The following is a 24880-nucleotide window of genomic DNA, read 5'->3' on the forward strand; positions in this document are numbered from 1 at the left end:
CCCCTGAAGACCTGATGGGGCGTAGCCAAGCGGTAAGGCAGCGGATTTTGATTCCGCCATTCGGAGGTTCGATCCCTCCCGCCCCAGCCATATCCAATGCGCTGAGTTTGCAGAATAAATTGCATCGCTCGAATTGGAATTCGGAGCGCATCTGCAAATTCATTTGCTCCCGCTTCTGGGAAATTCTGTGCCGGTTTCGTTGTGGTCGAAGGCCAATGGCGGCGATTGCGGGTTTTGAAAGCCGCTCAACAAAAGCGAACTGAGTGGCTGAATGCCATTGGGCAGCGACTGGCTGTCGATTGAGCGTCCGGTTCGGAGCTGACATTGCGATGCCTGCTCGCGAGCTTCGCATATCTGAATTGGAGAAGTCGGCGATCATGCCCCTGCGCCATGTCGGCACCCGGCCGGGCTGGCGCGCCTGACAATGTGCAGCCTAACTCGGCGGTGAGACGGGTCGTGGTTTCAGGACAGCGCGGTCGCCCCGATTTTCGTTCGACGTTGCACCTCGAAATACAGCAACGAGTCGATCGCCTTCCCAAAGCTCAACGTCGTGCTCACCATGCATTTGCTCGGCCCGACGCCTCGCGGCCTGCTCGTCAATGCAGTCGAGCTTTGCGGCGCAGATCACTCGCCGGCTGCCATCCACCACGAACACTTTGTACCGCATGATGGTCGTCCCATTAAAAACGGGACCATCATCGTAATCGAATGTCCGTCTCAGGCAGTACCAAACTACGCGCAGACGCGCGGAACTTTGCACGTGTGACAATTCGGCTATACCGGCGGTCAGGCAGCCCCGCCCCAGGGTAGTGCGTTTCAGTGGCGTGGTCTTATCGTGTGCCGAAGCGTGCGGCTCGAGCCCAAGATCGAAAAGCCCCCCAGCGTCATCAGCAGCACACCCAACCAGGTTACCGTCCAACTGCGCTCCTCGTCGTGCGCCTCTGCAATGCGCGCGCCCACGGGGATCGCTGGAGGTGCGGGCGCAGCCGCGAGAAGCTGCTCGACATCGACTTGGCCCGGCGCGGAGGGCTCGGGCGCAAGCCGCCGGCTGTGAAGTTCGGCGACAGATGCCGCTGACGTCAGGGCGGTTCCCGCATCGCGTTCGGAAGCTGCATCGAATACCTTGATTTCGGGTACGGATGGCTGAGGCGGCTCGGCCGGCGCGGAGCGCAGCAACTCAGCACGCGCATCAACGACCGCGCTCCGCCTGCGCCGCGCGGTCTCGTTCTCGTCCACACGGGCGACGGGATCTTTGGTTGCGCGAGAACGAACGGGCTTCTTCACCGTCGCGACTCCCTCGGCCAGGAACCAGCACCTGCGATGACCGTCCATTCGATAGACCCAATGCTGGCCGTTGGGCGTCGAGTTGCCAGGTCGCCCCAGGCAGTCCGCTTGCGCTGGAGAGGTTCGAGCGGGTTCGCGGGGAGTGATATTGAACAACTCGGCCAAAGGGTTCGAGAGCGCAGGTGTCCCTGAAAGAACAAGAACCCAACCAGCGAAGCAAAATCGCAAATAACCGGACATCGAGAAACTCCCGGTGTTGCGCCCCCATCCGGCGCGAGCCTTCGCGGCGACATGGGCTCGCATGCGACTTAAATCTGGCAGCGTGATGGATTAATTGTGGTCCCTGCCGTCCGAATTGATAGTGCCGCCCAGCACTTCTGGGCTCAACACGAGGCGGCGCGCTCGATTGATCGAACCACCGCTTTTCGCCGGGTATCGATCCCGCCCGTGCACGCGACGCAGTCGCCCGTTCGTTCGCTGTCGCTGCGGCGACTTCTGCAACTCATCATTGTGATGTGGATCGTACGAATCCACGCCCGGCCGGCGGAAACATGGTCAGGTCGCGGCAGATCGTCGCCACGTGAGGCGACCATTCGTGTGGGCGCCAATGCGGCCACAGGAAGTGGAATTCACAGATATCCGCTCCCCGCGGACTCGCAGGTAGTTGCCACTTCGCACGGCGTAGGCCCACCCTATACGCAACGTGATTCGGGAAGATGATAAATCTGGAGCAGTTCAAGGACATGTCCATTGATGAGCTGTGGGACCTCCACAGCGTCGTCGAAGCTATTCTTGCTGCGAGGCTCATCGCCAAGAAGGACGAGCTTGAAAAGCGTTTGGGACTACTCCACACGAAATCCCCGATCAGCCGTCAGTCAGAGCATTGATCCGCCGAGTGCTGCAAGATCGGTCTATATCCGCGCCGGGATAACGACGCCGCGCCCGCCGCGAGTTCTCGCAATGGGCATGCACCTCGAGGCATGGCCGGCGCGAAAGCTGCCGCATCCGCACAGACGCGCCCAATCTAAATAATTAAATGCGCGAAAGAACCATAATTAATATGGATTAATATTTAATATTGGATTACGATAAGTCAATTGTGCCGGACGAACGCACAAGGATCTCGGAAGAGACGACTCCAGCATCCCGCTTAAGCCCCAGGACGCAGGAGCCGTTTCTCCGAGTGCTCCGGTGAGAAGTCTCGGATTGAGCGTGCCCGCCTTGTTGGACGGTGGGTTGAAGAAGCGAGGCTATCCCCTCGATTGTCGCTGGTCATGCAGAAGCAGATCGCAATTGCCCTTTGGTCGTTGGCCGCCGCATGCGTGCTGGCTTTTATTTTCGCGGCGCTCGTCTCGGGCCGCGAGTTCCGTAGTTCCCACAAACGTGCGAGCACGGCAACAACTCAGGTTTCAAGTTCGCTCGGCAGTGGCCTGTAACCGAGAGGTGCAGCATGGAGAAAGATCGCGATCATGCCGGGCAGGCTGCCGCGCGAAGATGGACGGTTGCTTGGTCGGCAGCTCCGAGCCTTCCACACAGCATCGTCGAGTACCATAGCGGCCGGTTGAACAAGCCGGCCTTGAGCACATCCCGAGGTGTCGACCCACGTTTCGAGCCGCCCGTTCGCATGCTCGCGAACGACAATGACGGTCCTGAGCCACTAGAGCCTTTCCCGGACGGCTGGTGGGCCTCATCGTGAGAACTTTCCTTTCGAAAGGTTGTCTCCGCCCCCACCAATTCCCTTCCGTTGGATGCGGCGCGTACCGGCTGTCAAGACGGCGCGGACCTGCCGGCGCGCAGGCCTTCGCTCGGGTGTCAGGGCTGCGATCGCCGTCCGAGATGCGCGGGGCCGCCGCGGCATCGATCAGAACCATTCACTTGACAATTGCAACGTAGCTAACGTGAAGGGTAATTGGGAATTTCGAGCCATCCAATCTGACACGGAGACTCTTGGGGTGATAACCGGCACCAATCAGCGTTCCGGTTTTGCCGCACAACCGTGGCCCGGCTGAAGGCTTCACCTCGATGCGAGAACCGATCGTAAATTCGCCCTCGATCGTACCCTCGATTGTAAGCGGCTTTTGCATCGCTTTCGTTTGCACCACATCGGAGCTCGTTCGGGTCCGCACCGCGGCCGAGAAAAGGGGCGCGGTATGGACATTGTCGTGACCGGTACAATTGCGAATACATCTCCCAATCGGAGTTTTGAGATCCGGGGCACCGGGCCGGAAAGACTTCGAATCGGAATCCCCCGATCGGCGATCGGATGCCAGTTCATCTCTAGGAACTTCCAGCATAATAAATCGGATGGAAATTTAAATCTATATAATCCTAAAGCCCGGTCCAGCCGCAGGCGCGGGGCGAACGCAACGACCTTCAGTTGTTCGGCCTGGCTCTCCAGCCGTACTCCTGATGCTGGATCGTCGTAACCATATCGACGTCGTTGCCGGCCGACAGGCGCCAGGCCGCCACCCCGAAGCACAAGGTCAGGGTCAGGGTGAGGGCAAGCAGAAGCATGGAAAGGAAATGGCTCACGCGTGTGTACCCGCAAGATCCGAAACCACCAGCGAGAGCGAGCACAGAGACGCGATTCGGAAAATGCAGACGGTCTGACCCATCGACCGTTTTCCCCATCCGGAAACTGGCCAAGGCCGCTCACGATACTGACCGTGATCGGGGCGGGCGCAACGACTGTCCGCCGAGCGGGCAGGTTGGACGACGACCCGCTATCTGTGAAGGTATTTGGGAGGCTGGGGATGGGAGCAGAGGCGCGCCCCGCGGAGTCCGCTGGGATCTGCGGACGGTAAAAACAAACCAGGCAAAGTCGACGAGCGCTCGCCCGATGCAGAGATGCTGTCGCTGCCCCAATTGCGGGCCGCTAGACCTGTTGCCGGGTAGGTGGAACTGAGGTTGGCGTGAGTGCCTTGAAGTCCAGCCTTTGGGACGGCGCCGGCCTGATGCTCGGCGGGCGAGGCACTAGGCCTCGAGCGCCATCATCGAGCCCTGCTGATCGCGAAGTGTGAAATAGGCCATTTCCACAATCGCGGAACGGGAATATCATGGGGACTTAATTCATGTTGTTAATTATATTGTGAGGGGCCAATGGATGCTTATAGTGCGCGTCTCCAGCGGGTGTCTTTGGAAGGCCAAAAGCTGAAAGATATAATGCTGGAGATCCAGCGGCTACGCAGGCTTATCAACCTGGCAGAGGCTGAAGTAAGAGGCAGACGACAGAACGGCCGCCCCGCAAGAAGGAACAACCTCAGGCTCGTCATAGACACCAGCGTCTCAACAAGCGTCAATTCTCACTGACCTCTTTTCGAGGGGGATTCCGATGAGACTAGCTCTGCCTTATACCGGCCTTGCTGTTTGTCTCGCTGTCGCGGTCTGGCTTACCTTGGTTCACATTCTATAGGGCGATCAAAACAGGTGCTCCGCCAAAAGCCTCTGCGGCGACGAGCCGACAGGCTTGGCCGAGGGGCCGTGACGAGCAACGATGGCGGGGTGCACGACCATTCGTGGTTCTGCATCAGTGCGTTTCGGCTGTCGCCTCCGGGCTTGCAGCGCTCGAGAATCTGCGGAGCCGGGTGTCAGGGGTCGAGGAGAGCAAAGCGGCAAGATGCCGGCGGAGCCCGATCCTCCATGAGACGCCTCGTTGGCTATCCATCCGGCAAAGTGCGATCAACGAACCGCTACGCAACGAAGCGCTACGCAGTGATGGGCGCGCTCGATCCGGCGGTATTCAGATTGTCTTCGATTGGCGGCAGCGAGGAGTCAGCCGTGCATCGTTCGACATGCCGACGAAGGGTGTCATTGGCCAAGTGCTCCCAGAACTCAGCCTCGGCGAGAAGCCTCCAGCTTCGATCAGGATAGTGCGCAGAAGTCTGTCGGCACAACAGCGCCATCGCGCGCAAGCGGCGTACGGTCTCCATCCACTCCTCCCATTTATTCTCTCAAGCTTATTTTCCGATTTGCTTGGGAGTAATTATTATTATGTCGAATAATCAATTTTTGAGCGGCCCGCTTCGGCGGGCAGGCAGCTTGCGTTTTGTTTTCAGATCGTCCATCGCATGCGCGACTGCCCGGCTCCGTTGCAGCGACGCCTTGATAAACGAGATGCGCAGGACCAGAAGGACAAGTCCAGTCCAGGTGGAACACATGATCGGCAGCGGTGTGTCGCCGGCGGTCGTGTGGCTCGGTAGAGCAATGGCATCCGGAACGCCGCGCTAGGATTGGATCCGCGTGCGGTAATTCGTCCCGGACCGGGGCCTTCGCGTCCGCGACGCCGAGCCCGATCTCCGTCTTTTCCTGGAGCTTCGCGCTTCCGCCCTTCGTACTCTCTCTCGAAGCCGTTCCAACTGAGCAAGCAGGCTAACGAGTGCGACTGCTGTGTGACGCAGAACAGCCAAGCGGCTGCAAACCCCACTACTCACTACGGTACCCCAAACGTCCTTGCTGGATCCGCAACGGGAACCTTGACTTGTGATCACGTGCGAGCGTGACATCTAAGAGCGCGATGCGACCAGGATGAATCGTCATCGCGCTTTTGGTTGTTGTTCAAGCATGATCTCCGCGCAAAACGCGCTCCGTGTTTGTCGCGAGGGAAAACCGCTGCGCACTTGACCCTGATCATGCTTTGACTCGGTAGAATTAGCCGAGGGATCGTCAGACCGTCAGTTCGCTTTACGACAATACGTGGAGATATTTTCGAACGTCTCTTCGAAGACCTTCTTCAAGACAACCATTTGACGAATGCATGCGGCATGACACGGGTGAGGACTGATAGCTCCATCATCAGGGATCTCGCGAGGCTGGGCTCACATCGAGCCGGTGCCTGTCGGCAGCAACGCCGCTCCAGCTGAATTCAGCAAGCGTGGTGCCAGAATAAGACGGTCCGCCCCAACCCGCGCGCTATCACTCAGTTCGGCCGGACGACCGATTCCTCCACCCAGGCCTCGCGAGCGAACCAGTGGTGATTGGCACGACAGTCCGGGCAATGAGTATTGCCATAAAACACAACGCTCCGCAGGAAAGTCTCACGGTCGGACATGATACCGGTGGGAATCACGCGACCAGTCTGCGGGCATTTGACCATGACCATACCCAAATGAACCTCCCTTGAAAATTTCATTCGTTGTTGAAGCGAAGAGAACCGGCCGGCTGGAGTGCGTCGTCGTCAGTGCGGGTTACTTGGGGGGCATCGCGCACTGAGGGTCGATTGGTCGAGCAAAGGGCGGCGTGCTCGCGACGGCGCTTCTCCAACCGGTCGGATCGCTGCCTGAGCGATTCTCTGGATGCTGCCGGACTTCGGCTCGGCAGCGTGAGTATCGATTATGCGACCGCGCTCGGGAGCTCCTTGGGTGCCATTGAAAGCGGGCCGATCCGAACAGGTGCAGAATTGTGCCTCGCGACGAAAACGATCGTGCTGCCCATGATGGGCCAATCGGCTAACTCGATCACTGGCTTCGCTCCCCGTTCATCACTAGGTGAATGTTCGTTGTCGAAGGTAATGTGCAAATTGAATCTGGCGCTGTCAGTCTGGTTTGCGACTCTCGGGCGGTTTTATTTCTTCTCGGTCATTCATCCGGGGCAGTGCAATAAGACGAGCCGGGCCGCAGCAAGGCCTCGTTCGGTGACCCCGTCCCCGCCATCGCTTCGATGCGTTGTGCCTTCTTGGTATCCGAATGGCCGCATTCGGTTCGAACGCGAAACGGGTTTTTATTATATGGCGAGGATATAAAATATGTTGTTAATTGCCGGTGATGACGTAAGCTAATTCTTTAGAATTTTTCGGTCGGAGGAGACGATGTGGGAATCAATTCATAAGCACAACTCCGCCTCGGTTGCACAGCAGTTGGCCCAAATGCGCGCGGAATTAGCGAGCATACTGGAAAAGGAACGCGTTCTGAGGGAGCGGAGTGCTGATCGAGAAATTTACCGGTATTTACTGGAAGCTCGCCGGCTGGTCGCGCGGCCGAGCTTTCTGGGAGAACAGGTTCTGAAGATCTCTCCGACTGTAGCAGGCGAGGGCAGTCAACTGGCGGCGTAACAGGGATCTCATTGCCATTCTGAACGGAGGCTGCCGGGGCATCTGCGCCCGCTGATGCGGATTTGCATCGCTACGGTACGGTGGTCTCGACGGCGTTCCGGTGCGGTTGGTCCCATTCCGGATGCGCGGAGCCATTTCTTCTTTTGCAGGCCGGATCGTCTTTCTGAACGGGGCCCGCGCCGTTTGGGCGGGGGGCGTGTACGTCCCGACGCCCACCGAGCGTGCCCGCTCATCCATGACCAGTTTCCGGATTATGGCCATTGGCTCGGCGACTTCGATCTTCGGCATCTTGTCGAGTTGCGCGACCTGGGGAATTCCATCGGGGCCTGGATTGGAAGGAGCTTGCCCCCCATGTCTGGGGTGGCACCAGCGACGGTCACAGGAGCGTTGGGCCGGCATTTCAGGCAACCGGCGTCTCTGCAGTTGCGCAGAGCTAGGAATGCCCTCGACCGCCAGCATTCCGCTCGGACGATTCGTCGTTCTCACGAATCCTGAACTCGTCGAGCGTGTGCCCTGATTGGAGCGCAGCAACCAACCAGCGAGGCTGTTTACCACGTCCCGACCAAGTCTCCGTCGGCTGGAGTGGATTGAAGTATTTGGGCACGACCTTCGGGTATTTGCGACGCGGCGGGTGGCCCGTTCCGGTCTCGGCGGCGCCGCTTTCAGCTTCGGCGAACTGCTCCGGCTGGTTGAGTTGCGCAAGGCGCTTTTCGAGTTCCCGCTTCTCGGCCGTGATCTTCTCGGCAAGTATCTTCGTCAACTCCTCGTGGAGGAGCCAAAGTTCTTCAAAATCCATGGCTTCGAGATCTTGCCGATGCAGCATTCTCGTCACCGTTTGCCTGACGCCCGACTCATCGTCCCGACCTTTCGAGTGTCCCTTGTTCGAGTGGCGAATGAAACGACGGACCGAAGTCAGCGCTTCAATTGACGTGGTAATAAATAAACAGTATACTATTTAATAATTATTGCGAGGATTATTTATTAATTAGCCAAACGAAAATGATTGCAGGTAGATAGATCAAAATGGATGTTGTCGATTATCCTCTCAGGCGTCTCGCGAGTTCGGTCAGCCGGTTTGTCGTTCCGTCTGCTGCATTGGCCGACGTTCGGGCTTTGAAGGAACAAATTGAGCTTCGACGGCGTGCACTCTGCGACATCGAAGCCATTCGCTTTCAGTTGCTGCGAACGGAAGGGCGCATCACAATAAGCTTCCCCAGGAGAGGGAAAGGCCGCCGGGTACGCTCGTTGAGAGTGCGGCATCGGTAGATTGAACTCACGGCCGCGCAATTCATCTCTTCATTTTTAGAATTATCGCTTGTGTGCGGACGGGTCTGCACGTCTGGCGACGCCATCTCACTCTCCTGCAGTTAAATGTCGCGGGATAATCTATTTTTTCGTCTTGATCGGCGCCGGTTACTTAGTTAAGTGGAACACGATTTCGGGTCGGTTCCATACATTTTTTCCGGGAAAACTGACGCTCGGACTTGATAAATCAGCCGAGGAAGTATGATATGGGCGCAATCATAGGATGCTAACATGACGACTAGGAAGCTTGAACTAGAAGCAATGTCCCTTGACGATCTTTGGTCGCTTCACGAGGAAATCAGCGCAATTTTATCAGCCCGGATTAAGGCTGAAAAGCAGGAACTGGAGAAACGGTTGGCGGTGCTCGGGGGCGGTACGGGCGCTTTGGCCAATTCTTCGACGGGACCGGAGATGTCGCGCACCGGAAAGCCCAGACGCAATTATCCGCGAGTGCTTCCGAAATACCGGAATCCTCAGACGTCCGAAACCTGGTCGGGTCGGGGAAAGCGGCCACGATGGCTGGTCGCGGCCATAAAGTCTGGCCACAAGATCGAGGAATTCCGATTGGGCGAAGCAAATTCGAGGGTTCGGCAGCGGGCGTGATTTGATCCGATTGCGCCGTTCGGTTCACGTGGCTGAGAAGCGACTACCGGGCCGCCAGGAGTAATGCAACTCAACAGGCATTGCGGCCCCGCAAAACCTCAAGGGGAGTCCGGAGCAGGATCTCGAGATCAAGCCGAAGACTCCAATTGTCGATGTACCAGAGATCGTACTCCACACGTCTCTCAACCGTGGTCGCCGTCGGCGTTGGTCCTCGGCAGCCATGGATTTGAGCCCATCCTGTCAATCCCGGTTTCACTCGGCGTCGGAAGGCGTACTTTCGGACGAGCTTGTCGAACTGTCCGTCATGGATCACGGCATGGGGGCGTGGACCTACCAGCGACATGCTCCCGTCGAGGACATTCAGCAATTGCGGCAACTCGTCGAAGCTCGTTCGCCGCAACCATCTGCCGACCCTGGTGATGCGCGGGTCGAGAGGTGTAGCCTGAACGACGACAGGCCCATTCTCGAGCACATGCATTGTTCGAAACTTGCGGATGGAGAATATTCGGCCGTTGAAGCCACATCGCTGTTGCTTGAAAAGAATCGGGCCGGGGGAATCCAACCTGATTGCGACGGCAGCGATCGCGAGAAATGGTGCGCAGACCGTCAAGGCAAGTCCTGCACCGATGATGTCGAGCGTTCGCTTGCTTGCGCGCTCGATTGCGGTGAGGGAGCCGGGCTGGATCTCCACGCAAGCGGCACTTCCCAAGCTCCGTGTCGGATGTCGAAGCAGTTCGGAAGCAGCGCCAACCGGGATGAACACGATCGGGAATGGTAGTACCCTCAGGTCGGAGATGAAGGCACGAAGGTCGGCCCATCGTTCCGGCTTGGCCTCCAGCACGATTTTGTCCACTTCGGAATTACGAATGTGCTCAATGACGCGGGAGCTGATCCGTTTTCTGGAACCAGGGTCCGAGCCGACCGCAGGCAAGCCAAAGCGGCCCTTAACGCAATAGCCGAGCACCGAAAGAGTCTCCGACAGACCAGCATGAGTCGAAGACGGCTGATCGGTGAGCAGGACGAGATTCGTCCGAGCGAACCTTCTGCCACTGAAGCATTTTATCAGCAGTGTTCTGGTGACGCACCGTTGCGCAATCAAGGATGCCAGGCCGAGCGCGGCAAACAGGAGGCCGGAACCTCGGAAGAAGTGTGAATTGTCATTGAGCATTTCCACAGCGGCGGCCAGGACGTGCAACAGGATCCACGTGAGGCAAATGGCGCGAACTTGGCTTCGGAGTACGAGGAGTTCGGTTGGCCGATACAGTCCCCTGCCTTTGAGAATGTAGACAAAGGATACCGATGCTGCCGCTGCGTAGGCGAATGCCTGGGCTAGGCCGCCTGGTGTCGGGCTGGCGGCTGACAGAAGCGCCGACAGGAAGCCGGCGAACAGAATGGTCGCGATATCGGCGCAGATCGCTACGATTTCGATCGAGTCGTACCGGACTGGCCATTTGCCTTCGTCGGCAATGGATGAGGGTGGGTTGACGAGAGTCAGATCGCTCTCATGGTCGCCGATATGCCGATTGATGAAATTCATAGCTGATCTACAGAGAGCGCAGTCGGTCTGAAATTAATATACCATAAACCAATTCATGTTAATCAAATTAACTCGTGTAAATAAATGAATTTAATTTGCGTCGTTAAAGTGACCGCGACATCGGATCGGGGTCGATCTGGACGCGACCGTCGGGCGGCACGCTGCCGTAAAGGTTATGGGCCTCTCGATCGCAACTTCTGGACGTACCCCGGGTCGAGCTCCGAAATCGAGCTCTCGGCAAACGCCCTGCCGTCAGCCGATGCCGACTGGTATGCGGCGGCGATGGCTGGCCGGAGCGCAAGCCGGCCGGTAACGGCAACTTTGAGGTCGTGCCGGATGAGATCTCGAAGCTCGGGTTCCTTGATTGCAGTATCTGTGCCGAGAGCGACGGAAAGCCGCAACGGAATGAGATCCAGCGCGTTTGGTGCGGTATAGTAGGACATCTTGAGCAAGCTTGTCGCGTCAAGGCTCGCCGCGCGCTGCTTCGACAGCGCTGCAAGCATCAGCCAAATGTCGCCTCGAAGGGGCGAGTATTTCAGCACTGCAGCAAGAGCACCCAAGTCCGTGGATTGGCCGATGGTCTGCGGATCTGTGGCCCTGTCAGACTTGAGGCGCGCAGTTGCAGTGAATCCGGAGGTCGTCGTGACAGTCTCGCGCTTGGATTGGAGCGCTGAGATCCAGGCTTCGTTCGAACCGGCAACCGGTATAATTGAACGGCGATCACCAAAAGGCCAGCTTTGCGAGAGCATCCAGGCCGCTTGCGCAGCCAACAGCAGCCCGATCATTGTCAGGGCAACGCGGGTCGGAGTCCACGGGGAAGCGAAGATGGCCGGCGGAATTCGTCGCGCCGCCGTGGTTCGGTCGCCGGCTGCCTGCGTGAGCTGCCGCAACTCGATGGACTCCGCATCGCGAACTGTACTGGACAGGCTTTGGGCAAAAGCAAGGCCGTAAACCGCCGCGATCAGCAGCGAAGCGTATAGATCGAAAAGGCCGTTTTCGGCAAAGGCGAGTATCGTCAACGAAACGGAAGCGCCTGCGCCAAGGGCTGGGTATAGGTAAGCGTGTTTGCGGGACAAGGCGCGCCCGAACAGGATGCAGGTGCTGATGATGGTGACTATCAACAGGCCGCAGAGGAACGTGCGTCCCATTTCGACAGCGATCTCAGCGGCGGCGGTCGGCCGTTCGTGCATTGCGAGCATGCCAACGTCCCCATAAATCGGCAGAAGCGCAACAAACGTGCCTGCACCGGTCCCGATCGGGTGAATGTCCTGCAGCATCCGCTCGGTTGCTGCCCGGGTTTGCGTCGACAAGGCCATCGTCAGGTCGGCATTCCGATTGATCGGGATGAAGGCGAAGCTGGAGACGAACAACATGGCTGCGGTCGCGAAAACGCCGGCTCTGCCCCACAGGCCAAAGAACCATCTGCGAATAGCGACCACCGTGAGGATGGTGGTCGCTCCGAGCAGAACCGCAATCAGCGCGGTGGAGCCGCTACAAAGCGCGACTGCCGCAAGGGAGACGATCAACGATAGAATTGCGCAGATAAGAATGGCGAGCGGCCCCGCTGGCAAGCGAGGAGGCCGTCTGGGCTGCCACAACTGGTCGACCGCACGGATAGCCATCGCAGTGGAGAGAAGGACACCAAGCGCCGCCGCGGTCGAGCCTGTCCAGACGTGTTCGGCGGGCAGGGAACCACTCTGGTCGCTCTTTCTCCATATCGAAAATATGCCGATCGCGGCGGTGACCGATGCGAGGAAGTAGAGGACCTGCGCGGCGCGCTGCTTGTCCAGAGCAATGACTGCGGTGACCAGGGCGGAAGCGAGGACAACGTTGTAGTGTGAAAGCGCCAGTATCGTCTCGCGTACGTCAACCGAGAACCTCTCTTCGAGAGGTTGTTCCAGGGCCGCCGACGCTGTCGCCCAGATCTGACTTCCGAGACCGCGGAGCGGGATCGGGACAACCTGCAAGGCGATCCAAAGCACCGGTGCGGCGAGAGCCAGAATGAAGAGGGGCCGCAGAAGCTTGGCGAATCCGGCGAGGGTTGACGACGTGGAAAAGAGGCCGACGGCCAGCATAGCGGCGGCAAGGACGCCCGATAGCACCGCTGGACCCGGTAGGTCCTCGATCACGGCGAAAGCCGCAGCAATGGCCGCAGGAACAGCGAGCATCGTGGACTGGATAACCATTTTACACCATCTCTGACTCTGACCCGCCCAAGAACGGAGAGCATGTTGCAGAAGGCGCTGACTCCATCGTTAGGCCCGACGTATGCCAGAGAAAGTCATCCTAAGAGTCCGACAAGCCATATTTGATGTAGTGGCTGTCATTGTAGTAATCACTTCGGTGAGCGTCGTACCGTGCCATCGACCTCATATCAGTCTTGTTAAGGACGACGCCGATCAAGGAATCGGAGATGGTCGGCGCGGTATGCAAGGCATGTTGGACCACATCGATTTTCGTGTGTCCCCATTCGACGACAAGAACGTAGCAGTCGATCAGCGGCGCAGTGACGCGCACATCCACCAGAGGCGAGAGTGGCGGGAAATCCACAATGACGTAGTCATAGGTCTGACGCAAACTGTCGAACAGCTTGCTTATGTTCTGGGCGGAAAGGATCTCGCTCGTGTGAAGCAGGGGTCCGCGACGGACGGCCGGCAAGAATGCGAGATTGGTTCTGGGATCGTGCCACAGCGCCTCTTCGAGGGAACGCTTTCCGTTCGCCACCTCGAGCAATCCGAATGCAGCTTTCGGAGCCATGGCGGCGGAAAGCGAAGGGTTTCTAAGATCGCAATCGACTACAATAGCCCGTTTTCCGCTATGTCCGATGAGGTGAGCGAGAGAGGCTGCAACCGTCGTCTTGCCCTCATTTGGCAGTGCCGACGTGATTCCGATCACCTGGTTGGAGGCCTTCGCGGGGGTGTGGTCAATAGCAAGCTTGATCGAACGGATGGCTTCCGTGAAGCGGGAGAGCGGCATTCCGACGACAGCTCTATGAAGAGTCGGCACGTTTGAAATCGTGCGTGATCGCAGATCTTCCTCCGATTGCTGGGACCGGACGGTCGACTTCTGCGCCTTGGGCGGCGACAGCAAGGGGACCAGCGACAGGCACGGCAGCTCCAGTGCGGTCTCCACCTGCGAAGAGGTGCGAAAAACTCTGTCCATGACGTCTCTCAGAAGGGCCAGGCCGATCCCGAGTGCGAGTCCGGCGGCCAGGCCGAAGCCCAGCACCAGGTTTGCCTTGGGCTTGCTCTTGCGCTCTGGCGGAAAGGCGGGAAAGATCACCCGTGCTTCCGCAATCGGAAATGTCTCCTGCTGAGTCGCCCCCATGGAGTGCTGCAGAAACGCCTCGTGCATGGCGCGCAGACTCTTCGCTCGGCTTTCCAGGTCCCGGATGGTCAGTTCTGCGGAGTTCGTCAGACGTGATTGCGAGACGGCCCGGGCAAGTTGCTTCTCGAGCTCCTGCTGCCGCTGTCGGGCAGCTTCCAGTTCGTTCTTGCTGGCTTCGGCGAGCCTCTTGACCTCTTCGAGGATGGATGTGCGAATGTCACGGATCCGAGACCGCAGGTTGACAACCGCCAAATGATCCCGGCCGAACCGGTTCGACCAATCGGCCTCGCGACGCGACAATTCGAGATACTGCTGGCGCAGCGTAGTGATGATCGAGCTCTGGAGCACATCGGCGCTCGCCGCGTCAGGAGCGCTGATGGTGGATGAGCCGGCTGCGTTGGCGCGCAGAATCGCGTCGTAGCGGTTGAACTTGACCTGCGCATCGGAGGTCTGGGTTCGGGCGGCTACCAATCGGGCGTTGAGATCGTTGACGGGCTGATCGTCAATCGATTTTCCGCCGGTCGATACGATGTTGTTCTGGGACTTATATGCGCTCACGGCGCGTTCGGCCGTCAGTGCTTGCTCATTGAGGTTCTGGAGACGTTCCTGCAACCAACTGGCTGCCGCTCGCGTGGCCTCGAATTTGGCATTCATCTGGTCGTTGATGTACGCATTGGCGACGGCATTGGCGATCTCCGCTGCGCGATCCGCATTGCTCGAACTGTAGCTGACCTCGATGATCTTGCTATATCCGATCCGGTACGCGGTGAGCCGATTCACCAGCGCGGCAATCGCGCCTTCGTTGAGCGTGTCAGCCTTCGAATCGTGCTCTGGCTGCTGGCCACGGTTTCGAATGCGCTGCAGCAGCGAGCTGAACGACCACCGCGAACCGGTGAGATCTGGATCGTTGGCGAGATTCAGCTGCGTTATGACTGACGCTGCAATTCCCCGCGACCTTATCATTTGCAGCTGCGTTTCGATCTGGGCCGCGTCGACGACGGGCTCCGGAAGAAGTGACTGTTGCTGAACGAATTGAGCCCGGGGATTCGACAGCAAGATTTGTACCTGAGCGGTGTAGGTGGGGGGCGCGAACCGCAGGTAGAGCAGTGCAGCAGCGAATACGAGAGCCGCGGTGACGATGATCATGAGATATCGGCGTCTCAAGAAGACGATCACGAACTTGACGAGATCGCCGATTCCCCCGCCGTTGATTTGGTTCGACTGGGCCTGGCCGCCCAGAGTCAAACGTGTTCTGTCGGTCTGTAGATTGCTCTGAAGCATCGGGTACCTGTCTGGTCGGGGGGGCGCGTCGAATTGGCCGCTCGCGTGCGCGAGCGTTCTGGTTCGCGATTTATTAATTGAATATATATCAGAAAAATCTGATTGCCAAATTAAATGTTATTCGAGTATTAATTTGATGGTCGTAGCGAGATGGCGGCTTTGCCAGTCTTGCCGGCGCAGTTCTTGCGCCGGAAGGCACCCGCTGGATGTAATTAAATTAGGTCTGAATTCTTTTGTTAATGCGCGGTCCGTCGAAGCTCATGGTGAATGTGACAAGCGTGCCGGGCCTGTCCGATCATTCAACGACGGACGAACGCTTGAATGGGTGCCGGAGGACGTTTCCATGCTGGAAGTACGGTGTTTGGATATCCCGGATATTAAAATGATTCATACGGATCGACATTCCGACGCCAGGGGATACTTCTGTGAGACGTTTCAGCGATCTGCGTTCGCAGAAAAAGGCATTCTCGTCGATTTCGTTCAGGACAATCAATCCAGCTCGGACAAGGCCGGGACAGTCCGGGGCTTGCACTTCCAGCGACCGCCGTTCGCCCAGGCCAAGCTCATACGCGTGCTGAGCGGCGCGATTCTCGATGTCGTGGTCGATCTTCGGCGTTCGTCGGCGACCTTCGGAAAGCATGTAGCCGTCAAGCTGGACAGCCAAACGGGCGAGCAACTGCTTGTCCCGAAAGGCTTTGCGCACGGTTTCTGCACGCTGCAACCCGAGACCGTCGTGTTCTACAAGGTCGACCAAGTCTACGCTCCAAGCCATGACGCGGGGCTCTATTGGGCCGATCCGGCACTCGAGATCGAGTGGCCGGTAACGACAGATGAAGCCCAGGTGTCGCCAAAAGACAGGTCGCTGCCCGGGTTGGATCAGCTTGCAGCCGTTTTTGAGTGACGGAGAGCGGTCGGATGCGCGTTTTGGTGACCGGGGGAGCAGGATTTATCGGTTCTGCAGTGTGCCGCAGCCTGGTGCTGCAGAAGGGCGCTGCAGTGATCAATGTCGATAAGCTGACCTATGCGGCCAACCCAGCCTCATTGGCGCCTATCGAGGGGCTAAAGTCCTATTTGTTCGAGCAGCAGGATATCTGCGATCGCGAAGCCATGGATTTCGTGTTCAGCAGCTACCAGCCTGACGCGGTCGTTCACCTCGCAGCCGAGAGTCACGTCGACCGCTCGATCACCGGTCCGGCGACTTTCATTGCGACGAACATCGTGGGCACCTACACGCTGCTGGAAGCAGCCAGGAAATACTATGAGGGCCTCTCGCCGCCACGACGAAAGCGGTTTCGCTTCATTCACGTCTCGACGGACGAGGTCTACGGTTCACTCGGGCCAGCCGACTACTTCCGGGAGGAAACGCCCTACCGGCCGAGCTCGCCCTACTCGGCAAGCAAGGCAGCCTCAGATCATCTCGCGCTTGCGTGGTTCAAGACCTATGGTCTGCCGGTAATGGTATCGAATTGCTCGAACAACTACGGGCCGTTTCAGTTCCCGGAAAAGCTCATCCCTTTGACGATCCTCAATGCGATCGAGCGCAGGCCGTTGCCGGTGTACGGCGACGGTCGAAACGTACGCGACTGGCTGCATGTTGAAGATCATGCGGCAGGTCTGATCACGCTTCTGTTGGAAGGCAAGCCCGGCGAAAAGTACAATTTCGGCGGCGATAGCGAACGCTCCAACCTCGACGTCGTCACCCAGATCTGCGACGTCGTCGACAGGCTGTATCCCGGTCCGGCAGCGAGACGTTCGATGATTACTTTCGTGCCAGATCGTCCGGGACACGATGTCCGCTACGCGATTGACGCGTCGAAGGCTCGTCGTGAGCTTGGCTGGCAGCCCACGAGGACGTTCGAGCAGGGGCTGGCCGAAACCGTCGCATGGTATCTCAAGAGCCGCTCGTGGTGGGAGCATGCCCGCAGCGGGATCTATGACGGCTCGCGTCTGGGACTCCTTGCCACACAACATTGAGGCTGCAAATGACCGAAAGGCCCGTCTTGATTGCTGGTCGCAATGGTCAGTTGGCAAGGTGTCTTCATGACCTCGCGGTGCTGCACAGCATGCCCGTGGTCGCTCTTGGACGCGCCGAATTCAATCTGGAGGCTCATGGGGAGCTCCGCCAAACGATCGATCCGCTCGCACCGTCCGTGATCATCAACGCGGCCGCTTACACGGCAGTGGACCTGGCAGAATCGGAAGCAGCAAGAGCGTTCAACATCAATCGCGACGCAGCGGCTGCGTTGGCGGATGTTGCATGGCAAATGAATATCCCGTTCATCCACATCTCAACCGACTATGTCTTCGACGGCACAAAGTCGGAGGCCTACGAGGAGAGCGACGTTCCTGCGCCATTGAATGTGTACGGCGCGTCGAAGTTGGCCGGCGAGGCTGCCGTTCTGGCCGCTCACCCGCTCGCAACTGTAATTCGCACGTCCTGGGTATATAGTCCCTATGGCAACAACTTCGTTCGGACGATGCTGCGGCTCCGTGAAGCGCAACCGATCGTCAGAGTCGTCCAGGATCAATACGGAAATCCAACATCCGCGCTCGACCTTGCGTCGGCGATCCTTCAGCTCTCGGGACGGCTGCTGACCCACGATCGTAGAGCCATGGCCGGCATTTTTCATCTTGCTGGACAAGGTGAGACGACCTGGCATGGCTTCGCCGAAGCGATTTTCGACTTGCTCGTTCAGCGAGGATTCCGAGTGCCGCAGCTCGAGGCAATCACGAGCGAACAGTACCAGACGGCCGCGCGACGGCCGCGGAATTCGCGCCTCGATTCGTCCAGGGCCGAACGCGTCCTGGGCATTCGATTGCCGCCATGGCGTTGCTCTCTCGAAACCTGTCTCGACCAACTCGCGGAAGGTGGAATCGATGCTGAAAGGAATAGTGCTGGCTGGCGGCAGCGGAACTCGACTTTATCCAATCACGAGAGCGGTCAGCAAGCAGCTACTGCCCATCTATGACAAGCCGATGATCTACTATCCGTTGTCAACGCTGATGTTGGCAGGCGTGCGCGAGATTTTGATCATAACCACGCCTTCCGATCGGTGTCAGTTCGAGCGCTTGCTGGGGGACGGCAGTCAATGGGGGGTCAGGCTCAGCTATGCGGAGCAGCCCCGACCCGCTGGTCTTGCGGATGCGTTCATTGTTGGCGCCGACTTCATCGGGAACGATCGCGTTGCGATGGTGCTCGGAGACAACATCTTCTTTGGCGACGGGCTGAGCGAACTGCTCGCAAGGGCCGCCGAGCGTGAGGAAGGTGCAACCGTCTTCGCCTACCATGTACGAGACCCGGAAAGGTACGGAGTCGTCACGTTCGACGAGGGCGATAGCCCACTGCGAATCGAGGAAAAGCCGAGGCAGCCGAGCTCGAACTGGGCGATCACAGGCCTCTACTTCTTCGACAACAACGTCGTACGTTATGCGCGGCGCATCGAGCCGTCGCCGCGCGGCGAACTCGAGATCACCGATCTGCAGATGCGGTATCTGTCCGCCAAGGCGCTTCATGTCGAGCGGATGGGGCGGGGTTTCGCCTGGCTGGATACCGGGACAGTGGAGTCGCTCATCGATGCGGCGATGTTCGTGCAGACGCTCGAGAAGCGTCAGGGGATGAAGGTTGCGTGTCTCGAGGAAATTGCGTTGAGGCAGGGCTTCATCGACCGCGACCAGATCGAAGAGTTGGCGCGGCCGTTGGAGAAGAGTGGCTACGGTCAGTATTTGCGCGAGATCGGGTCTCTCGTGACTTGAGGACCGGGCTGAATCGTCCGCAGACGTCGAAACGAGTTAACTCATGGTTGTTCGATGAACATCAGCCCTATCAAGAGCGGGACTTTGATGCCCGATTTTTCGCAGAATTCCCCGCTGGTGCGCTATGCGCTCAGGGGATTGGAGCGGTGCTGGCTACCTGAACACGGCTGCTGGTCACATATCTACCATCTGGACGGACGGGCTTCGCCAAACGAGTCCCTGCGGCGCAGCGATGTGTTCTACACGCTTAACGTTCTGCTCGGAATGTCGAGGATCAGGGGCGTTCCCGGGGGCATCAATCTATCGGAAACATTCCATCGGAATGCGGTCGAGCTCACGGTCCTTTCGGTACCAAAATATGCACTGGGAATGGCACTTTGGGCTTCCGCAGAACTCGGGTTCGAGCTACCCGAGCAGGTGAGGCGCCAAGTGAAGGGGGTCTTGAGCGATCAGTCCGGATGGGAGTCGTTTCGGGCCCAGGATTTGGGTATGCTGTTGACGGGCGTGGTGGCTCGGGCCAGGGCCGGCGACAAGGAGTGGGTGCGTTTTGCCGCTCCGCTGTATCGCTTTCTCGAGGAGCGATTCTCCAGCGGATCAGGGCTGTTCTTCGACGCAGCATCGGGAGTTCGGCGGCGCTTCGCTTCGTTCGCAACGCAAATCTATCTCTCAATTGCGTGCTATCACTATGGCGAATTCGCAGGCGAGGCATCTGCGCTCGCCAACGCGGATGCCTGCGTACGCAAGTTGATTGCGCTTCAAGGGCCCGACGGCGAGTGGCCCTGGTTTTTCGATGCGGCCGCGGGCCGCGTGCTCGATTTCTATGAAGTCTACTCGGTGCACCAGTATGGCATGGCTCCGGCGCTGCTGGAGTGGGCGGAGCGCTATCGAGTTCCAGGGGCGCGGAGCGCCTTGATCAAGGGATTTAATTGGGTCCTCGGCAAGAACCAGCTTCGTCGCTCGATGCTGGTGCCCGATCTCGGGCTGTCCATCCGCTCTCAGATTCGAAAGCAGGAGCTGACGACGAGAGTGCCGAGGATGCTGCGTGCAATCAAGAACGCCTACTCCGGACGCGACGCCGTGCTAATCGAAAGTTCCGGCGTTGGACTTCGGCTGGAATGCCGTAGCTACGAACTGGGTTGGATATTGTGGTCGTTTGGCCAGCGAGCTGACCTGCTCGAACTGACCCACAACGCGGCCTTTGGCAAGATACCCGTACCGGCCTGACGCTGCGGGCACGAATGTTGTGCTAGCGATTCCAGGCGACGGCTCGCCGATTGCGCAGCAACGACAGCATCGTGATAGCCCGATGCATTCTTACGGCGCACATGACCGCAATCGCCTTGGTCCGGGTTCCGATACCGGAGAGCCGGTCGCTGGCCAAGATCGTGATGATGCCCGGAGCGGGCGAAGCCAGGACAAGCAGGGTCTGCGCAATCCAGCGCAGTCTCCATGCCGGCTTGCCGTCGGCCATGTTGCGGTAGTGCAGGAGCTGCCGGTCCCACTTGGCATATAGCTCCCGGAGAGAGCTCCTTGCCGGGTGGAAGACGATCATTTCCGGGATGTACCGAAATCGAAGCCCGGCACGCTGCGCGCGTTGTCCCCACTCCATGTCCTCCGCCACGTCGATCCCTGCGAACGGGCCGACGGAATGGAAATCCCGACGAAACATCGCCATGTTGCCGGTGCCGCAATAGCCGTCGCGCTCGATATAGAGCTTGAAGCGATAGGCGAAGACGCTCTCGTAGGCCGCGATGGCGTCCAGGTGTGGCTTTGCGTCCCGCCAGATGCGGACGTCTCCACCGAGCACTGTCCCCGGGGGGAGCGAATGCAGTGAGCGCCATACGCTGCTCAGCCAATCCGGATGTGCCCTGCAATCGGCGTCGATGAAGGCGAGCACCTCGCCGCTCCCGGCAGCAACTCCGGTGTTGCGCGCCGGGCCCGGCCCGGGCCGCGCCTCGCACAACAGTCGTACGCCCGGATATTGAGCGACGACGTCGGTCGGCAAGGTTACGGAACCGTTGTCAACGACAACGATCTCGAACCAATCCCGGGGAATGCTCTGCGCATCGAGACTCGCCAGGCAAGTCTTCAGGGCGCCGGGTTGATTTAAATGCGGAACAACGACCGAGATCCGTCTGCGTTTAATCGTCATTTAATTCTCTCCGTCGTCGATGGCTGCGCTTCGGCGGTCGACGCGCGCCGTCTGTCCAGTATTTAAGCCACAATATAATATCAATATAACTTGCAAATAAAATCGCGGGCATTATTATCTAGATATTATTTAAGTTCAATTGGAAGGCGATATTTCGCTGAAGGCGAATTTCGGCCGGGGGAGGAACCCATGCGTGCCTACTTTCTAGGGTGCCCCATCGATATCTTGACCATGGCAGAAACCGTCGACCTCGCGCGCAAGGCCATGCGAAACCGTCAACGTCTGCAGCATGTGGCCCTCAACGTCGCGAAGCTCGTCAACATGCGCTCCGATCCGGTGCTTGCCGACGATGTCGCCAGCAGCGACATCGTCGGAATCGACGGCATGGGTATCCTTTGGGGAGCGCGAGCGCTCGGTCTCCCGGCAACGTCGCGAGTGACCGGCGTGGATCTACTCGGCGAGCTGCTCAAAGTGTGCGCGCAAGAGGGCCTCCGACCGTATTTTCTTGGAGCCACACCCGCCGTCGTGCAACAGGCGGCGCAGCGTGTCCGGGACGAGCATCCCTCGCTTGTCTTTGCCGGGATCAAGCACGGGTATTTTTCCAGCGAGCAGGAGAACGAGGTCGTCCGCGATATTCGGTCCAGTGGCGCCGATTGCCTGTTCATCGGCATGCCCACGCCGCGGAAGGAACGCTTTCTTGCGGCTCACCGCGACGAGCTCGGCGTCCCGTTCATCATGGGCGTGGGTGGCGGGTTTGACGTTCTCGCGGGCTCGGTCCTGCGAGCTCCCATTCACATGCAGCAATTCGGCCTCGAATGGCTGTATCGCATCTATCAGGAGCCCAGACGGATGTGGTGGCGGTATGCCAGGACGAACACACTATTTGCGGGAATCTTGACGCAAGCCTTCGCGCGGCAGGCGTTTCGACGGGCGCCCGGCATGTACAGTGTGCTGCCCCCCGGGGCAGGCCGGATCGGAGGGTGAGACGTGCGAAAGCATTTTCTCATCCTGTTGGGAACCAGGCCTGAAGCGATCAAGCTGTTTCCGGTGATCAATCGGCTCAAGGCGGAAGCGAACAAGGACATCGCCCTCACGGTCTGCGCGACAGCGCAGCACAGGGAGCTGCTCGACCAGGTTCTCAAGGTGGCCAAGGTGGTCCCGGATTTCGATCTCGACGTCATGACGGTGAATCAGACGCTCGATAGTCTGACCGGCCGGCTATTGGCGCAGATCGGAGAAGTTCTGGAGAGGGTGAAGCCCACCAGAGTGATTGTCCAGGGTGACACTGCGACGGCCATGGCAGGTGCGCTGGCGTCGTACTATCACCGCATCCCGGTCTCGCACGTCGAGGCGGGACTGCGAAGTGGAGATATCTTCGCGCCCTGGCCGGAGGAGGTGAACCGCAAGATTGTCGGCTCGATCGCCGATCAGCATTTCGCGCCGACCGAGCGGGCGGCGAGAGCGCTGCGGGCGGAGAACGTCTCCAAGGATCGCATTCATGTTACCGGAAATACTGTCGTCGACGCGCTGATCCTCGCGAAGGCCATGGTCGAGGCCGATCCGCAGCTCTCGTCCCGATGGGACGGAATCAAGAAGCGCCACGGCAACCGCCGCATCATCCTGGTCACTTGCCATCGCCGCGAGAATTTCGGCGGGGGAGTTTTCAACGTCGTCAATGCACTGGAGACTATCCTGAGCAGGGAGGACGTTGCCGTCGTACTTCCGGTTCATCCGAACCCGAACGTTCGCGACGTGTTTGCGAGCCGGCTCGCCGATCATCCGCGCGTCGCACTCATTTCTCCCCAGGAGTACACCGATTTCGTCAGCCTTCTGTCGCTATCATATCTGGTGCTGACCGACTCGGGAGGCGTGCAAGAGGAGGCGCCGACGTTCGGAAAGCCTGTCCTCGTGATGCGCGAGACGACGGAGCGTCCAGAGGGCGTCGAAGCCGGGACCGCACGACTGGTCGGAGCGAACTACGACAGGATCGTCCACGAAACATTTCGTCTTCTTGACGATGATGAGACTTATTCGGCTATGGCTCGCTCCCACAATCCCTTCGGTGACGGGCGGGCGAGCGAGCGGATCGTGAAGGTGCTTCTTGATGCCTGAATTCCAGAAAGTTACCGTCGTCGGACTTGGCTACATCGGTTTGCCGACGGCCGCGCTGATAGCCAGCCGCGGCCTCCAGGTGGTCGGGGTAGACACAAAGGACTATGTGGTCAGGACGGTCGGCTCGGGAGCCATTCACATCTCAGAGCCAGACCTCGATGGTCTCGTTTCCAAAGTGGTGTCGAGCGGGGCGTTGACGACATCAAGTGAACCGCAACCCGCCGACGTCTTCATCATCGCGGTGCCCACACCGATTGACGAAAGCAATCGTCCGGATCTGTCGAACGTGAATGCCGCGGTCGAGACCATACTGAATCTGCTTCAACCGGGTAACCTCGTCATTCTCGAATCGACCTCGCCCATCGGAACCACTGAAGGAATCGCCAGGCGGATCAGCGAACACAGGCCCGATCTGAGAATTGGCGTCAACGGTCATGAGGATGGTGCCGTCTACGTCGCTTATTGTCCGGAGCGCGTGTTGCCCGGGCGGATCTTGAGTGAACTCATCAACAATGACCGATGCATCGGGGGAGTGACTCCTGCCTGCACCCGGCGGGCTCAGCGCTTCTACAAGATGTTCGTTCGGGGCGCTTGCGTCGCAACCACCGCGCGCACGGCCGAGTTGGTCAAGCTCACGGAGAACGCGTTCCGGGACACCAACATTGCATTTGCCAATGAGCTCTCATTGATCTGCGACAGGTTCGACATCAATGTCTGGGAGGTCATCGATATCGCCAACCGTCATCCGCGCGTGACCGTGTTGCGGCCGGGACCAGGTGTGGGCGGTCATTGCATCGCCGTCGATCCGTGGTTCATTATCGACTCGGCGCCGGACCTGGCGCGCCTCATGCGGGCGAGCCGCGAGGTCAACATTGCAAAGACGGAAAGCATTATTGAACGCGCCGAGGCCCTGATCGACGATCATCCTTACGCCAGCGTGGCTTGCTGCGGGCTGACATTCAAGGCGAATGTCGACGATCTGCGCGAAAGCCCTGCGATGGAGATCGCACTGCACCTCGCGAAGAAGTACGGTGAGCGTATCAAGTTCGTCGAGCCGAATCTGCGGCGGTTGCCGCCGGAACTTGCCGACTACCGGCCCGGCTTCTTGAACATAGACGAAGCGCTGCGCACGTGCGAGATCGCCCTTCTCCTGGTCGACCACGACGAATTCAAGATGGTTCCGCTGGCCGAACGCCGTCATCTCGACGTCATCGACACTCGGGGTATATGGCAAGATATGCCTGCGCGGACGTGAAGCTGCCGACCCTCCAGAAGCGAGGTTGCCGATTTGATACCTTTCCTGGACTTGAAGGCGAAAGCCCAGACGGTGGGATCGCAAATCGACGTTGCGACCGCGCGTGCCATCCGAGACGAGCAGCCTGCATCGGGGCCCGAAGCAGGCGCTTTCGAGCAACGCTTTGCGATCGCGGCATTTCAGGATGTGATGCCTCGACATGGCCGATTTGCCTAGAACCAGGAG

20 protein-coding genes and 1 tRNA gene are annotated in these 24880 nt (G+C 58.9%); 13 read left to right on the forward strand and 8 right to left on the reverse strand.

Annotation, left to right across the window (positions count from 1 at the left end; genetic code table 11):
* Positions 1-15: 15 nt before the first annotated feature.
* Positions 16-90: transfer RNA gene (locus IC50_RS25015), tRNA-Gln, on the forward strand.
* 726 nt (positions 91-816) lie between these two features.
* On the opposite strand, the gene IC50_RS25020 is transcribed toward IC50_RS25015, so the two are convergent.
* Positions 817-1524 (reverse strand): hypothetical protein, encoded by a 708-nt coding sequence (locus IC50_RS25020; protein WP_035711096.1) that lies wholly within the window; start codon positions 1522-1524, stop codon positions 817-819.
* Between the two features lie 476 nt (positions 1525-2000).
* Here IC50_RS25020 and IC50_RS42600 point away from each other — a divergent pair, with 476 nt between their 5' ends.
* Together IC50_RS42600 and IC50_RS41460 are read left to right on the forward strand one after the other, a co-directional pair.
* Positions 2001-2171, forward strand: coding sequence for a hypothetical protein (locus IC50_RS42600; protein WP_158670066.1), 171 nt, complete (start codon positions 2001-2003; stop codon positions 2169-2171).
* Positions 2172-2558: 387 nt separating this feature from the next.
* Complete coding sequence (locus IC50_RS41460; RefSeq protein WP_157461055.1) at positions 2559-2720, forward strand: hypothetical protein; 162 nt, start codon at positions 2559-2561, stop codon at positions 2718-2720.
* A 937-nt stretch (positions 2721-3657) separates the two neighbouring features.
* Here the strand turns inward: IC50_RS41460 and IC50_RS43240 are convergent.
* Entirely contained in the window at positions 3658-3816 is a 159-nt protein-coding gene (locus tag IC50_RS43240) for a hypothetical protein (protein ID WP_244429638.1), read from the reverse strand.
* Between the two features lie 1172 nt (positions 3817-4988).
* Entirely contained in the window at positions 4989-5213 is a 225-nt protein-coding gene (locus tag IC50_RS38475) for a hypothetical protein (RefSeq protein WP_050991079.1), read from the reverse strand.
* A gap of 1874 nt (positions 5214-7087) precedes the next feature.
* Here IC50_RS38475 and IC50_RS38485 point away from each other — a divergent pair.
* Positions 7088-7330: a hypothetical protein gene (locus tag IC50_RS38485; protein ID WP_050991080.1), complete on the forward strand. Its 243-nt coding sequence runs from the start codon at positions 7088-7090 to the stop codon at positions 7328-7330.
* A gap of 433 nt (positions 7331-7763) precedes the next feature.
* Here IC50_RS38485 and IC50_RS25035 read toward each other — a convergent pair whose 3' ends face one another.
* Positions 7764-8153 (reverse strand): H-NS histone family protein, encoded by a 390-nt coding sequence (locus IC50_RS25035; RefSeq protein WP_035711021.1) that lies wholly within the window; start codon positions 8151-8153, stop codon positions 7764-7766.
* Positions 8154-8866: 713 nt separating this feature from the next.
* Between IC50_RS25035 and IC50_RS39300 the strand changes: the two genes are divergently transcribed.
* On the forward strand, positions 8867-9238 hold the full coding sequence (locus tag IC50_RS39300) for an H-NS histone family protein (RefSeq protein ID WP_081492505.1): 372 nt from the start codon (positions 8867-8869) through the stop codon (positions 9236-9238).
* Between the two features lie 70 nt (positions 9239-9308).
* Here the strand turns inward: IC50_RS39300 and IC50_RS25040 are convergent, their stop codons facing one another.
* From IC50_RS25040 to IC50_RS25050, 3 genes are all read right to left on the reverse strand, one after another.
* On the reverse strand, positions 9309-10775 hold the full coding sequence (locus tag IC50_RS25040; protein WP_035711024.1) for an exopolysaccharide biosynthesis polyprenyl glycosylphosphotransferase: 1467 nt from the start codon (positions 10773-10775) through the stop codon (positions 9309-9311).
* A gap of 173 nt (positions 10776-10948) precedes the next feature.
* Entirely contained in the window at positions 10949-12961 is a 2013-nt protein-coding gene (locus IC50_RS25045) for a hypothetical protein (RefSeq protein ID WP_035711026.1), read from the reverse strand.
* A 100-nt stretch (positions 12962-13061) separates the two neighbouring features.
* On the reverse strand, positions 13062-15383 hold the full coding sequence (locus IC50_RS25050) for a Wzz/FepE/Etk N-terminal domain-containing protein (protein ID WP_035711030.1): 2322 nt from the start codon (positions 15381-15383) through the stop codon (positions 13062-13064).
* A 343-nt stretch (positions 15384-15726) separates the two neighbouring features.
* On the opposite strand from IC50_RS25050, the gene rfbC reads away from it, so the two are divergent.
* From rfbC to IC50_RS25075, 5 genes are read left to right on the forward strand one after another with little or no spacing between them, the layout of a single operon-like run.
* On the forward strand, positions 15727-16284 hold the full coding sequence (rfbC, locus tag IC50_RS25055; protein WP_035711031.1) for a dTDP-4-dehydrorhamnose 3,5-epimerase: 558 nt from the start codon (positions 15727-15729) through the stop codon (positions 16282-16284).
* A 14-nt stretch (positions 16285-16298) separates the two neighbouring features.
* Positions 16299-17357: a dTDP-glucose 4,6-dehydratase gene (gene rfbB, locus IC50_RS25060; RefSeq protein WP_035711033.1), complete on the forward strand. Its 1059-nt coding sequence runs from the start codon at positions 16299-16301 to the stop codon at positions 17355-17357.
* Positions 17358-17365: 8 nt separating this feature from the next.
* Entirely contained in the window at positions 17366-18352 is a 987-nt protein-coding gene (gene rfbD / locus IC50_RS25065) for a dTDP-4-dehydrorhamnose reductase (protein ID WP_035711035.1), read from the forward strand.
* The gene (gene rfbA, locus IC50_RS25070) at positions 18261-19136 is read left to right on the forward strand and encodes a glucose-1-phosphate thymidylyltransferase RfbA (RefSeq protein WP_035711037.1); all 876 of its coding nucleotides are present in this window, start codon (positions 18261-18263) and stop codon (positions 19134-19136) included. Before rfbD ends, rfbA begins: the two co-directional genes overlap by 92 nt.
* Before the next feature lie 54 nt (positions 19137-19190).
* The gene (locus tag IC50_RS25075; RefSeq protein WP_050991081.1) at positions 19191-20360 is read left to right on the forward strand and encodes a hypothetical protein; all 1170 of its coding nucleotides are present in this window, start codon (positions 19191-19193) and stop codon (positions 20358-20360) included.
* Between the two features lie 22 nt (positions 20361-20382).
* Here IC50_RS25075 and IC50_RS25080 read toward each other — a convergent pair whose 3' ends face one another.
* Positions 20383-21288 carry a glycosyltransferase gene (locus tag IC50_RS25080; protein WP_035711041.1) on the reverse strand — a complete coding sequence of 302 codons (906 nt, stop codon included), beginning with the start codon at positions 21286-21288 and terminating at the stop codon, positions 20383-20385.
* 231 nt (positions 21289-21519) lie between these two features.
* On the opposite strand from IC50_RS25080, the gene IC50_RS25085 reads away from it, so the two are divergent.
* From IC50_RS25085 to wecC, 3 genes are read left to right on the forward strand one after another with little or no spacing between them, the layout of a single operon-like run.
* The gene (locus IC50_RS25085) at positions 21520-22272 is read left to right on the forward strand and encodes a WecB/TagA/CpsF family glycosyltransferase (RefSeq protein ID WP_277996256.1); all 753 of its coding nucleotides are present in this window, start codon (positions 21520-21522) and stop codon (positions 22270-22272) included.
* Between the two features lie 3 nt (positions 22273-22275).
* Positions 22276-23400, forward strand: a complete 1125-nt coding sequence (gene wecB / locus IC50_RS25090; protein WP_035711045.1) for a non-hydrolyzing UDP-N-acetylglucosamine 2-epimerase — start codon at positions 22276-22278, stop codon at positions 23398-23400.
* Positions 23393-24655: a UDP-N-acetyl-D-mannosamine dehydrogenase gene (wecC, locus tag IC50_RS25095; RefSeq protein ID WP_035711047.1), complete on the forward strand. Its 1263-nt coding sequence runs from the start codon at positions 23393-23395 to the stop codon at positions 24653-24655. The genes wecB and wecC overlap by 8 nt, the downstream gene beginning before the upstream one ends.
* Positions 24656-24880: the final 225 nt, after the last annotated feature.

It is taken from the genome of Bradyrhizobium genomosp. I (2014), assembly GCF_000261685.1.
Taxonomy (GTDB): domain Bacteria; phylum Pseudomonadota; class Alphaproteobacteria; order Rhizobiales; family Xanthobacteraceae; genus Bradyrhizobium.